Below are 12,970 nucleotides of genomic sequence, written 5' to 3' on the forward strand. Positions count from 1 at the left end.
TCGACCGGCTGCGACAATCTCTCCTGAGCGATGAAAGGTAGATTGCGCTCCAGCTTAATTCGAGTAATTTTATAGAGATTGTGCGGCGCGAAAGCGGAAGCGATTGCCCTCGAAGACCGCGCCGAAAGAAAGTGGTTTCAGCAAGACATGTCGTCATCGGTTCTGAACGTCGAGCAGCTCACCGTCGCCTATGATGGACGCCGGGGATCGCATCCGGCCGTCAACGGCGTGTCGCTCGCCGTCGGCGAAGGCGAAGCGCTCGGCCTTGTCGGCGAGTCCGGATCGGGCAAGAGCTCGGTGGCTCTCGCTATTCTGCGCTATCTGCCGCGCAACGCCCGGATCGCCGCGTCGGCGCTCGAATTCCAGGGTCGCGAGATCCGCAGTCTCTCCGGCGAGCAGCTTCGCCGGCTAAGGGGCGATCGCATCGCGGCCGTCTACCAGCATCCGGGTGCGGCGCTCAATCCGGCCATGACGATCGGCCGGCAGATCACCGAAACGATCATGCGGCATCGCCCGGTTCGGCAGGACGAAGCACGCACCCGCGCCGCCGAGCTGCTGAGCCGTGTCAGGGTGAGCAATCCGGAACGGGTGCTCGATCTCTATCCGCACGAATTGTCGGGCGGCATGCAGCAGCGCGCCAACATCGCGATTGCCATTGCGCTCGACCCGTCGCTGCTGGTGCTGGACGAGCCGACGACGGCGCTTGACGCCAGCGTCCAGTCCGAGATCGTCGCCATCCTGCAGGACTTGCGCCGCGATCACAAAACCAGCGTTCTGCTGATCAGCCATGACATCAACATGGTCCGCCGGGCCTGCGATCGGGTGGCCGTGATGCAGTCGGGGACGGTCGTCGAAAGCGGCACCGCCAACGATGTCTTCGAGAACCCTGTTCACGCCTACACCAAGGCGCTGATCGCCTCGATCCCGGCGCTCAACTTCACCAAGCGCGACGGCAGGCTGGCCGAGATGCACACAACCGGCCCGACGAAGCCTGTCCGCAGCGATCAACCGGAAGCCGCACGTCCGATCGCCGTCGCCTGCAAAGGCATCAGCCACGCCTTCGGCTCCCAGGCCGTCCTGCACGATATCGACCTGGAGATAGCCCAGGGCGAGACGTTCGGGCTGATCGGCGAATCCGGCTCCGGCAAGTCGACATTGGCAAGGATCGTGACTGGCCTGCAGACGCCGCACGCTGGGTCGGTCGAACTGTTCGGCAGCACTGTCGCGCCGCGCGTCGAGAAAAGAAGCCTGAGCGAACGGCGCGACGTGCAGATGGTGTTCCAGTCACCCGACCGCACGCTCAATCCGCGCCAGCGGATCGGCAGGATCCTCGGCCGTCCGCTGCGGCGGCTCGCCGGCTTTAGCCGCAGCGAGGTGAAGCAGCGTGTCGCCGATCTCCTGGCCTCGGTTCGTCTTGCCGCTACGACCGTCGACCAGAAGCCGAGATCGCTGTCTGGTGGCCAGCGCCAACGGGCGGCGATTGCGCGCGCCTTTGCCGGCGTGCCGAAGCTCGTGGTGTTGGACGAGCCGACCTCTGCGCTCGACGTTTCCGTGCAGGCGACCGTGCTCAATTTGCTCAACGACCTGCAGCGCGACAAGGACACCACCTATCTGTTCATCAGCCACGACCTCAGGGTGGTGCGCTATATGGCCGACAGGATCGGCGTGCTCTATCGCGGCCGGCTGGTCGAGACGGGATCATCCGAGCAGATTTTCCGTGGCCCCAACCACCCCTACACGAAGCTGCTTCTGGCCGCGTCCTCGGATGAGACGGCGCCGAGGGCTCCGGCTCAGCTCCACGTCGCGGCACACGATGCCGAGACCTCCGGATGCTCCTTTGCCGCCCGCTGTCCTGTCGCGCTGCCCGATTGCCGAAAGGCGCAACCACCCGTCAGGCAGGCCGGCGACGGTCATCTGATCGCCTGCTGGAGAGACGGCGACGATCTCTGATCGCAAAGCGGGCCAGGCTGACCGACAAGCCTGCATTCGAAGAGATGTCCCCATATTGTGAAGGATTTCGGTGCCGTCCGCGCGCTGGACAATGTCTCGCTCGACATCATGAGGGCGAGGCTTTTGGCCTGGTGGGTGACAATGGCGCTAGAACCGGCATCGCATCCTCCCATGTCAATTTGTAAGTTTTTGATACAAATCATCGTTTGAAACTTGGGTCAACAGATTCAGAACGCCGAACATTTTGTTACAGTGCGCCCCGTTTGACCCTTTCAAATCGCATAAAAAATTTATTAGTATGGCAATCAAACAAATCGCGGAGGAAGACGTGCTGGTGTCGACCGATCTTCGGCCGAATGAAACGCGGGCCCTTGCGGCGCTGTTTCGTGCCGGCGCGTTGAGCCGGGCGGCGCTCGCACGCGATCTCGGCCTGACCCGGTCGACCACCGGCGCCCTGGTGCTGGGACTGATCGAAGCCGGTCTGGCGCGCGAGCGCTCGGATGAAGGGGATGACGAGCAGGACGGCGAGGGCCGGGTCGGCCGCCCCGGAATCCTTGTCGAGATCGAAGGCAATGGCGGCTTCTTCCTTGGCGCCTATATCGGCGTCAACTGGATCGCTGCCGTGGCTGTCGACCTTGCTGGCACGCAGCGTGCCGCAGCATCGAAGGCCTTTGCCGGCCCGGGTAGTACGCCTGCCGCTGCAGTCGCCATCATCGAGGAACTCGTTGGCGATGTCCGATCGCAATTGCCTGAGAGCACGCGCCCCTACGGGCTCAATGTCGCCGTGCCCGGCTTCCCCGCCGCTGATGGCGTCTCATACCATGCCACCATCCTTGGCTGGCACGGGGTCAATCTGGCTGAGCTTTTGGGCAACGCCTTTGGCGACGATTTTCCGATCCTGCTGGAAAACGATGCCAATGCCGTCGCTGTGGCCGAGACATACTGGGCGCAGCCGGGAAAGGACGATGAGGATGCGCTGATCATCCTGATCGAGAACGGCGTCGGCGGCGGCATCATCAATGCCGGCAGGCTGCATCGCGGCCGGCTCGGCGGCGCCGGCGAAATCGGGCACTTACGCATTGGCGACGAAGGTTTTGTCTTCGACGCGAAGCGCCCGGGGCGGCTGGAATCCTATGTCGGCAAGGATGCTTTGCTGGCGCGCTATTTGCACATAAGCGGGCGGCGCGCCGGCGTGGATGAGTTTGTCGCAGCGCTGGCCGGCGGCGATCCGGCAGCCGTCGCCACCGCGCGCGACTGGGCGCTGTGGTTCGGTCGCGGCCTGGCGACGCTTGCCTGCACCTTGCAGCCGGAGCGCATCATTCTCTCCGGCTCGGTCAATGCCATCTATCCCTTTGTCGCCGAACAGGTGGAAGCTTTCCTCTCGGACTTCCTGGCTGAAGGTTATCCCGTTCCCACGGTCGAACTGTCGCGCGTCGGCGCCGACGGTCCGGCATTGGGCGCTGCCTGTCTGCTGCATCAGGCAGCTTTGTCGGGCGATCCGCAATTTCAACTTCGCGGCCTCGCCGCGCGCTAATCAGGAGAGATTCCATGCCTCGCAATGACGAAAAGCGGCTGCGTGTCGGCGTGCTCGGCTGCGGCCCGATTGCGCAGGCCGCGCATTTCGAATCCTGCACCAAGGCGCGCAACGCCGACCTCTATGCCATCTGCGATGTCGCCGACGATCTGCGCGACAGGATGGCCGCGACCTACGCGCCCGAAAAATCCTATGCCGACTACGGCCAGATGCTGGCCGATCCCGACCTCGATGCCGTCATCATCGCGACCTCGGACACGTTCCACGTCAAGGCCGCCGAACTGGCGCTGGATGCCGGCAAGCATGTGCTGTGCGAGAAGCCGCTGGGCGTTTCGGTCGAGGAAGTCGAAGGCTTGCGGGCCACGCTCGACAAGAGCGGCAAGGTGCTTCAGGTCGGCCATATGAAGCGCTTCGATCCCGGCATCCAGGCGGCAAAGGCTTTCGTCGACGACGAAATGGGCGAGCGGCTGGCGTTCAAAGGCTGGTACTGCGACAGCACCCACCGCTACCCGATGACCGATGCGGTGCAACCGCTGATCATCACCAGCGCCAAGGCGCGCAAGCCTGCCGTCAATCCCAAGGCGGATCTGCGCCAATACTACATGCTGGCGCATGGCAGCCATCTCCTCGATACGGCGCGCCATCTGCACAGGCCGATCGAGGCGGTGGAGGCCCGGCTCACCGAGCGCTATGGCGCCTATTGCTGGTTCATCACCACCATCTTCGCCGACGGCACGATCGGCCATCTCGACCTGACGGTCGCCGTGCGCATGGACTGGCACGAAGGGTTCCAGATCTACGGCGAGAACGGCAGCGTTCTCGCGAAGACCTATAACCCCTGGTACTACAAGAGCAGCGAGGTCGACATTTTCCGCGAGGCCGATGGCAGTTGGCACCGGACGCTTGGCGCGGATGGCCACTTCTATCGCCGGCAGCTCGAAGGCTTTGCCGATGTCGTGCTAAATGGCGCGCCGATGATCGGCGCCGGCATCGAGGACGGCATCGCCTCGGTCAGGGGCATGGCGGCCATCGCCCGCTCGGCCGCTGCCGGCGGCCGCGCCGTCCGTCTGGCCGATGTCGACGGGGTCGTGTGATGCAGCTTGGGATTTTCGCCAAGACCTTCGCCACCACCGGCGCCTTGCCGGTGCTGCGCGCGGTCGCGGACGGCGGCTACACGGCGGCGCAGTTCAACATGGCGTGCCTTGGACTGCCGTCGATGCCGGACAGCATTGAGCTCGGCGCGGCCCGGTCCGTCGCTGAGGCGAGCGGCGAGGCCGGCGTTTCGATCGCGGCGGTTTCGGGAACCTACAACATGATCCACCCGGATCGCACGGTTCGCATCCAGGGACTCGCCCGGCTTGAGGTACTGGCCGCGTCATGCGCCGATATGGGCACCCGTCTGATTACGCTGTGCACCGGCACAAGGGATGCGCAGGATCAGTGGCGCTGGCATCCCGACAATGCAAGCGAGGCGGCATGGAGCGATCTGCGGACGGAGATGGAAGCGGCGATCGCGATTGCCGAGCGCTTCGACATCGAGCTTGGCATCGAACCGGAACTGGCCAATGTCCTCTCCAGCGCCCGGGCCGCACGCCGCCTGCTGGACGAAATGAACAGCACGCGGCTGCGCATCGTGCTCGATCCGGCCAATCTGTTCGAAGTGGCCGACAGCGCGGAGCGTCATCGCCTCATCGACGAAGCCATCGATCTGCTGGCCGCCGAGATCGGCATGGCCCATGCCAAGGACCGCCATGCCGATGGCAGTTTTGCCGCAGCCGGAAAGGGCGTGGTCGACTTCCCGCATTTCATCGGCCGCCTGAAGGCTGCCGGGTTCGACGGCCCCTTGATCACACATGGCCTGACAGAGGCCGAGGCGCCCGGCGTCGGCGCTTTTCTGCGCACCGTGCTGGAAGCGAGCGACGACACGTGAAAAAGACCTTCAGCCGAGATGGCGTCGACCTTGCCTACCGGGACGTCGGCGCCGGGCCTCCCTTCATCTTTCAGCACGGCCTAGGCGGCGACGACGCGCAGGTCGCCGACGTGTTTCCCGATCTGCCGGTGACCCGGCGGGTGACGCTCGAATGCCGTGGCCAGGGTGGATCCGGCTACGGGCCGGTCGAGCGGCTTTCGATCGCGACGTTTGCCGAGGACATTGAAGCGTTGGCCGACGATCTCGGCATCGGTCCGGCCGTCGTCGGCGGCATTTCGATGGGCGCGGCGCTGGCACTGCGCCTGGCGGTGCATAAGCCGGCCCGCGTGCGCGCGCTGGTGCTCGCGCGGCCCGCCTGGGTAGCCCAGGCGGCTCCGGAAAATATGAAGCCCTATGCCGTCGTCGGCAATCTCTTGATGCGCCATTCGCCTGAAGACGCCAGGCGTCTGTTCGATGACAGCGCTATTGCCGGCGAACTGGCCAGGCTGGCGCCGGACAATCTCGCCAGCCTGCAAGGCTTCTTCAATCGCCCGGACCCGGTTCTGTTCGGTAGGCTGCTTTCGGCGATCGCCGGCGATGGTCCCGGCGTGAGCGAGGCGGACATCCGCGCTATCGCGGTGCCGACTCTTGTCATCGGCCATGACCATGACCTCGTCCATCGCCTGGCCGACGCACAGACGCTGGCCGGACTCATTCCGTCGGCCCGGCTTTGCACCATCACAGCCAAATCGCAGGATCGCGCCGCCTACCGGCTGGAATTCCGCGCCTGTCTTTCGGAATTCCTGGAACCGCTCGCATGACGCATCAAACGATGGACGACACGATCGCCGTGGTCGAGATCGGCGGCACGTCGGTCAAGGTTGGCTTTGCCGACCACGGCATCCCGGTGGATTTTGCCCGCACCTACCCGACCGCGCAACTGCGCAAGGGCGCGCCTGTGGCGGGGTTGGCCGATGCGGTCACCGCAGCCTGCCGCGATGCCGGGCTCAAACCTGCACGGGTCGTTGCGACGGTGCCTGGGTTCATCGACCGCGACTTCGACACGGTGCTGCACACGGCCAACATTCCCGAGCTGAACGGCATCCGGCTGGGTACGGAACTGGCATCGCGGCTCCGCGTTCCCGTGCGGCTCGAACGCGACGTCGTGCTGCAATTGCTCGGTGAAAGCGTCGCCGGCGCAGTGAAGCGGCAAAAGGAAGTGCTGGCGGTCTATCTCGGCACCGGCATCGGTGCGGCCTATCTCGGCAAGGACGGCATTTTCAGGGGCGGCGGCTGGGCGCTGGAAATCGGCCATATGCCGATCTACCGGCCTGACGAAAGCGGACCGCCAAACCGGGTCGAGACCTACGCCTCAGGGGCAACGCTTGTCGAACTCGCGACAGACTACGATATCCCGGTGGCCGATCTGTTTTCGGCGGCCGGGCAGCCGCCATCGCTGCGCGAATGGCTCGATGAGATCGTCTGGCAGCAGGCGGTGACCATCGCAACGGCAGCCGCTTTGTTTTCCCCGCAGGCGATCCTGATCGGTGGCGGCATTGTCGACATGAAGTCCTATCCCCGCCAGGCGCTCAAGCAGCGCATCGCGGACAGCCTGCCGCATTCGCTTGTTGTAGAGCCTCTGGACATACGCTGGGCGGCCCTGGGCTGGCAGGCGGCGATCCATGGCGCGGTGCTGCCCGGCGCGGTGTGATCGCCGTGGTTGCTGTCGGCGAAGGATTACTTGATCGTCTTCCCGTCCGCCCCAAACCGGTATGTTTTACCCGGCTCCGGCGTTGCATACAGCGTCGCACCTGGCTCGGCGTCGTAGACACCGAAAATGCGGACCGTGATCAGCCCGGCCTTTTCGCAGTCGAGATAGAGGTTGGTGTCGGCGCCGAGATGTTCGGCGTGCACCACCGTTCCCTTCCAGGCGCCGGACCTTGGATCCACGGTCAGATGCTCCGGCCGCACGCCGATGGTCTTGGCAGTCTCGCCCAATCTGGGGCCGTCGATGAAATTCATCTTCGGCGAGCCGATAAAGCCGGCGACGAACTCGTTTGCCGGCGAATTGTAAAGCTCCATCGGGCCGCCGATCTGCTCGATCTGGCCGGCGTTGAGCACGACGATCTTGTCGGCCAGCGTCATCGCCTCGACCTGATCATGGGTGACGTAGATCATCGTTGCCTTCAGCCGGCGATGCAACTGCGCGATCTCCAGTCGCGTGTTGACGCGAAGCGCTGCATCGAGGTTCGACAAGGGCTCGTCGAAGAGAAACAGTTTTGGCTCACGCACCACGGCGCGGCCGATGGCGACGCGCTGGCGCTGGCCGCCCGACAGTTCCGCCGGCCGGCGCTCGAGATACGGTTCCAGCGACAGCATCGACGAGGCGACGCCGATGCGTCGCTCGATCTCTGGGGCGGGCGTGCCGGCCTGCTTGAGGCCGAGGCCCATATTGTTCTTCACCGTCAGATGCGGGTACAAGGCATAGGTCTGGAACACCATGGCGATGCCGCGTTTTGCCGGGGGCGTGGCCGAGACATCGGCGCCGTCGATCACCACCCTGCCGGAGGTCGAATCCTCCAGCCCGGCGATGACCCTGAGCAAGGTTGACTTGCCGCAGCCAGATGGGCCGACGAAGACGACGAATTCGCCGTCGGTCACTTCGAGGTTGATGCCTTTCAGCACCTCGACCGGCCCGAAGGCCTTCTTCACATTCTCGATTACCAGCGAGCCCACGGCTTCGTCCTTGTTCTAGAGTTTGCCCTACTAGAGCTTAACTGGGGCGCCGCTGCGCACGCTCTCATCGGCGGCAAGGCAGACGGCGAGCGATTTGACCGCGTCGTCCATGTGGCGGGTCAGGTCGATGTCTTCCCGGATCGCCTTCAGCACGAAGGCCTGTTCGAGATCGCAGAGGTCCTGGTGGCCGGGTTCGCCGTCCATCGACAGCATCTCGTCCGGCCTGGCGAACTTGCCGTCCGCGCCGGTCGCCGCACTGTGCAGGCGGATGGTCGAGGTCTTGGTGTGGGTGTCGATGTCGTCCGACTTCACACCTTCCTTCATGACGATCGACACGCAGCCATTGGGCGAAATCACGTCCTTCACGAAGAACGCTGTCTCCGAGATCATCGGGCCCCAAGCCGCCTCGTACCAGCCGACCGAGCCGTCGTCGAACAGCACCTGGAGATGGCCGTAATTGTACATTGTCGGCGCGATCTCCTCGGTCAGCCGCAGCCCCATGCCGCGCACCTCGACCGGCCTGGCGTCGGTGATCTGCAGCATCACGTCGAGATAGTGCACGCCGCAATCGACGATCGGCGACGTCGTCTGCATCAACTGCTTGTGCGTCTGCCAGGTCGGGCCTGACGATTGCTGGTTGAGGTTCATGCGAAACACGTAAGGGCCGCCGAGCTTGCGCGCCTCGGCGATCAGCCTGACCCAGGACGGGTGGTGGCGCAGGATGTAGCCGATCACCAATTTTCGGCCGTTGGCCTTGGCCGCCGCGACGACGCGCTTGGCGTCCGCCACCGTCGTTGCGAGCGGCTTCTCGACGAAGACGTGGCAGCCGGCCTCGAATGCCTTCACCGCATAGTCGGCATGGCTGTCGGAATAGGTGGCGATGCAGGCGACGTCGGGCTTTTCATCGCGCAACGCGTCGTCGAAGGAGCGCCTGATGCCATAGCCCGACAGCCCGTCCGGTAACGGCACGTCGGAGCGGTTGATCAGGGCCGCGATCTCGAAGCCCGGATTAGTGTGGTAGGCCAGCGCATGGCTACGCCCCATATTACCGAGGCCTGCGACGACGACGCGAAGGGGCGATTTAGAGGTCACCTAACTACTCCAGATGTTCCAGTTGTTCCTTCTGAGAGGGTGTCACCCCACCCGGCGCTTCGCGCCGACCTCCCCATCGAGGGGAGGTAGGACGTTGGCGCGAACACCCTCACTGCCAAAGAAGCTTCTCCGAAAGTCGCCCTTTGGCGGTCGTGAATGAAGCCACGACCTTTTACCTCCCCTTGATGGGGAGGTCGGCGCGCAGCGCCGGGTGGAGTGAAGGCTCCAGCAGAGATTTGTAGGGCTCCGCTCACTTGACGGCTCCGGATGTGATGCCGCGGATCAGCTGCCGCGAGAAGATGACGTAGAGGGTCAGCACCGGTATGATCGCCAGCGAGAGTGCGGCCAGGATGGCGTTCCAGTTGGTGACGAACTGGCCGAGGAAAAGCTGCGCGCCGAGCGTCACCGTCTTGGTCTCTTCCGACGGCGCCAGGATCAGCGGGAACCACAGATCGTTCCAGATCGGGATCATGGTGAAGACGGCGACCGTCGCCATCGAGGGCCGCACCAGCGGCAGCACCAGCCGGAAGAAGATGGTGTATTCCGACAGGCCGTCGATGCGGCCGGCATTCTTCAGATCGTCGGACACCTGCTTCATGAATTCCGATAGGATGAAGACGGCCAGCGGCAGCCCCTGCGCGGTGTAGACCAGGATCAGCGCCGTCAGCGTGTTGACCAGCCCGCTCGCCACCATCAATTGCAGGATGGCGACGGTGCCGAGCCGGATCGGGATCATGATGCCGAGCGCGAGGTAAAGCCCCATCAGCGTGTTGCCGCGGAAGCGGTATTCCGAGAGCGCGAACGCCGCCATCGCGCCGAACAGAAGCACGAAGAACAGCGAGGCGACGGTTACGACCAGGCTGTTCTGGAAATAATGGATGAAGTCGCCCTGGCCGATCACCGTGGTGTAGCCGATCAGGTCGAAGGTTTTTGGCGTCGGCGGCGTCAGCGGCTCGCTGAAGATGCCGGCGCGCGATTTGAACGAGTTCATGATGACCAGGATCACCGGAAACAGCGCGATCGCCGTGTAGGTCAACAGGATCGCGTGGGCGCCGATGGTGCGGGGCAGCGAACGGGTGGCGGTGCTCATTGGAAGGTCTCCTGACGAGCGATGACTGTTGAGGTCGGCACCAAGGCACCCCCCTCTGTCCTGCCGGACATCTCCCCCGCAAGGGGGGAGATCAGATGCCGCGACTGCTTTCGCCAATCGCCAACGTTGCAAGACGAGCGGCAAGGCCAGAGCTGCCAATCTCCCCCCTTGCGGGGGAGATGGCCGGCAGGCCAGAGGGGGGTGTTCAAGCTCGACATCTCGCCCCTCAGAACTGGTAGCGACGCAGGCGCGTCTGGACGAGGAACAGGTAGACGCAGACGCCGCCGAGGATGATCAGGAACATCATCGTGGCGATCGCCGCGCCCATATTGGGATCGCCGGTCTGCAACTGAAAGCCGAAGAAGGCGCGGTAGAGGAAAGTGCCCAGAATATCGGTCGAATAGTTCGGGCCGGCGAGCGCCCCTTGCGCGGTGTAGATCAGGTCGAAGGCGTTGAAATTGCCGACGAAGGTCAGGATCGAGATGATGCCGATCGACGGCAGGATCAGCGGCAGCTTGATCTTCCAGAACTGCGACATGCCGGTGATGCCGTCACATTCGGCCGCCTCGATCACCTCTTCGGGGATCGACAAAAGGGCTGCATAGATCAGCATCATCGGAATGCCGACGAACTGCCAGACCGAGATCAGGCTGAGCGCGGTCAGGGCATATTGTTCTTTGCCGAGCCACGGCGTGAACAGGCTTTTCAGGCCGACCAGATCCATCAGATGCGGCGCCACGCCCCACAACGGCGACAGGATCAGTTTCCAGGCGAAACCGACGATGACGAAGGACAGGATGGTCGGCACGAAGATCGCGGTGCGGTAGAAGGCGGCGAATCTCAGCCTCGGGCTGGACAGCAATGCCGCCAGCATGACACCGATCGGGTTCTGCACCACCATGTGGATGATGAAGAACCAGGTATTGTTCCGCAGCGCGTTCCAGAAGCCGATCGACCAGTTGGGGTCGCCGAACAACGTACGGAAATTAGTGAAACCGACGAACACCTGATGCTGATCGACATTGCGGAACAGCGACAGCTGCAGCGTGCCGGCCAGCGGCAGGATCATGATCGCCGTATAGACCAGCAGCGCCGGCGCCAGGAAGACGCCGATATGCCAGCGGAACGGTCGTTTCGGTCGTGTTTGTGCGGCCATGAGTGCGGTCCCCGCCGATCAGGTGTAGCAATGCCTTCGACGGCAGCGCTGCCCCTCACCCTTACCCTCTCCCCGTGAAGGACGGGGAGAGGGGGCGCCTGCGTTTCGGCTGATCCTTCTCCCCGTCACTATACGGGGAGAAGGTGCCGGCAGGCGGATGAGGGGCGGCGCCGTCGTTCGCAGTCGATGATGCTATCGAAAAACGCAGGGCCGTCCACTTGGGGCCCTGTCTGTCTCTGAGCTTACTTGCCCGGCTTGTACCAGCTGTCGAGGCCGTCCTGCAGCTTCTTGGCGGCAGCTTCCGGCGTGTCGGTGCCGTTGATGACGTTGGCCGATTCAACCCAGGTTTCGTTCTCGAGGTTCGGCGTGCCGCGCGACAGGATCTGGTAGGTCGAGCGGATCGTCGACTTGCACTTGTCGCGCCAGGAGACGAATTCCTGCGCCAGCGGGTCTTCCATCTTCACCGGGGTGGAATTTAGGCTGAAGAAGCCCGGCAAAGCGTTGGCGTAGATGGTGGCGAAGTCCGGCGAGGCGACCCAGGACAGGAAGGTCTTGGCCGCGTCGGCATTCTTCGACGCCGCATTCAGGCCCATGCCGATATCGGTATGGTCGGAGATGTAGCAGGTGTCGCCGGCCTTCTCGACCGGCGGCGGGAAGGCGCCCATCTTGAACTGCGCCTGGGTGTTGAACAGGCCGATCTCCCACGATCCCGCCGGGTAGATGGCGGCGCGGCCAAGCGTGAACAGGTTCTGGCTGTCCGGATAGGTCTGGGCCTCGAAGCCGTCGCCGAGATAAGGCTTCCACTTGGCCAGTTCCTCATAGGGAGCAACCCAGTCCTTGTCGGTCAGCTTCTGGTCGCCCTTGATCAGCGCTGCGCGGCCCTCTTCGCCCTTCCAGTAGTTCGGACCGATGTTCTGATAGCCCATGGTCGCGGCTTCCCAGAGATCCTTGGTGCCCATGGCCATCGGGATGTAGGTGCCGTCGGCCTTGATCTTGTCGAGCGCGGCGAAGAACTCGTCACGCGTCGTCGGCACCTTGAGGCCGAGCTTGTCGAAGGCGTCCTTGTTGTAGATGAAGCCGTGAATGACCGAGGCCATCGGCACGCAGAAGCTCGCCTTGCCGTCGTCGGTCTGCCAGGCGGCCTTGGCAACGGGCGAAAAGTTTTCGATGCCGGGCAGCGCCGACAGGTCGGCAAGGTTGCCCTTCTTGAACAGTTCGAGCGACTTGTCGAACGGGCGGCAGGTGATCAGGTCGCCAGCCGAGCCGGCGGCGAGCTTGGCGCCGAGTGCGGCGTCATACTCGGTCGGCGCCGACGGTGCGAACACCACCTTGATGCCCGGGTTCTTGGCCTCAAAAGCCGGGATCAGCTTGTCCTTCCAGATGGCAAGGTCGTCGCCGCGCCAGCTTTCGATATTGAGCGTTACGTCATCGGCGTGAGCCAACCCGGCGGTGCCGAGAATGCTGGTGCCGAGAAGCAGTGCCGTCAGTAATTTCGTTGTCATG

General features: G+C 63.8%; 11 protein-coding genes. 6 read left to right on the forward strand and 5 right to left on the reverse strand.

What is annotated here, in order from left to right; all coding sequences use genetic code 11:
- The first annotated feature begins 147 nt into the window (after positions 1 to 147).
- The 6 genes from NKI10_RS05580 to NKI10_RS05605 all read left to right on the forward strand — a co-directional run bounded on the left by NKI10_RS05580 (position 148) and on the right by NKI10_RS05605 (position 7,104).
- Positions 148 to 1,950 carry a dipeptide ABC transporter ATP-binding protein gene (locus NKI10_RS05580; protein WP_352859033.1) on the forward strand — a complete coding sequence of 601 codons (1,803 nt, stop codon included), beginning with the start codon at positions 148 to 150 and terminating at the stop codon, positions 1,948 to 1,950.
- A gap of 298 nt (positions 1,951 to 2,248) precedes the next feature.
- Complete coding sequence (locus NKI10_RS05585; protein WP_050590517.1) at positions 2,249 to 3,484, forward strand: ROK family transcriptional regulator; 1,236 nt, start codon at positions 2,249 to 2,251, stop codon at positions 3,482 to 3,484.
- Positions 3,485 to 3,498: 14 nt separating this feature from the next.
- Positions 3,499 to 4,578, forward strand: coding sequence for a Gfo/Idh/MocA family protein (locus NKI10_RS05590; protein WP_352859035.1), 1,080 nt, complete (start codon positions 3,499 to 3,501; stop codon positions 4,576 to 4,578).
- Positions 4,578 to 5,414, forward strand: a complete 837-nt coding sequence (locus tag NKI10_RS05595) for a sugar phosphate isomerase/epimerase family protein (RefSeq protein ID WP_023696939.1) — start codon at positions 4,578 to 4,580, stop codon at positions 5,412 to 5,414. Before NKI10_RS05590 ends, NKI10_RS05595 begins: the two co-directional genes overlap by 1 nt.
- Positions 5,411 to 6,214 carry an alpha/beta fold hydrolase gene (locus tag NKI10_RS05600; protein WP_027049253.1) on the forward strand — a complete coding sequence of 268 codons (804 nt, stop codon included), beginning with the start codon at positions 5,411 to 5,413 and terminating at the stop codon, positions 6,212 to 6,214. The genes NKI10_RS05595 and NKI10_RS05600 overlap by 4 nt, the downstream gene beginning before the upstream one ends.
- Positions 6,211 to 7,104, forward strand: coding sequence for an ROK family protein (locus NKI10_RS05605; protein WP_352859037.1), 894 nt, complete (start codon positions 6,211 to 6,213; stop codon positions 7,102 to 7,104). Before NKI10_RS05600 ends, NKI10_RS05605 begins: the two co-directional genes overlap by 4 nt.
- Positions 7,105 to 7,130: 26 nt before the next feature.
- Here NKI10_RS05605 and NKI10_RS05610 read toward each other — a convergent pair whose 3' ends face one another.
- The 5 genes from NKI10_RS05610 to NKI10_RS05630 form a co-directional block, all read right to left on the reverse strand.
- Positions 7,131 to 8,129: an ABC transporter ATP-binding protein gene (locus tag NKI10_RS05610; protein WP_023715542.1), complete on the reverse strand. Its 999-nt coding sequence runs from the start codon at positions 8,127 to 8,129 to the stop codon at positions 7,131 to 7,133.
- 30 nt (positions 8,130 to 8,159) lie between these two features.
- Positions 8,160 to 9,221, reverse strand: a complete 1,062-nt coding sequence (locus NKI10_RS05615; RefSeq protein ID WP_023755586.1) for a Gfo/Idh/MocA family protein — start codon at positions 9,219 to 9,221, stop codon at positions 8,160 to 8,162.
- A gap of 250 nt (positions 9,222 to 9,471) precedes the next feature.
- On the reverse strand, positions 9,472 to 10,311 hold the full coding sequence (locus NKI10_RS05620; RefSeq protein ID WP_352859039.1) for a carbohydrate ABC transporter permease: 840 nt from the start codon (positions 10,309 to 10,311) through the stop codon (positions 9,472 to 9,474).
- Between the two features lie 226 nt (positions 10,312 to 10,537).
- Positions 10,538 to 11,467: a carbohydrate ABC transporter permease gene (locus NKI10_RS05625; RefSeq protein WP_352859041.1), complete on the reverse strand. Its 930-nt coding sequence runs from the start codon at positions 11,465 to 11,467 to the stop codon at positions 10,538 to 10,540.
- Between the two features lie 242 nt (positions 11,468 to 11,709).
- The gene (locus NKI10_RS05630; protein ID WP_352859043.1) at positions 11,710 to 12,969 is read right to left on the reverse strand and encodes an ABC transporter substrate-binding protein; all 1,260 of its coding nucleotides are present in this window, start codon (positions 12,967 to 12,969) and stop codon (positions 11,710 to 11,712) included.
- Between the last annotated feature and the right edge of the window lies 1 nt (position 12,970).

Origin of the sequence: Mesorhizobium sp. M0802 (genome assembly GCF_040320115.1) — a bacterium.
In the GTDB taxonomy this organism is placed as follows: Bacteria; Pseudomonadota; Alphaproteobacteria; order Rhizobiales; family Rhizobiaceae; genus Mesorhizobium.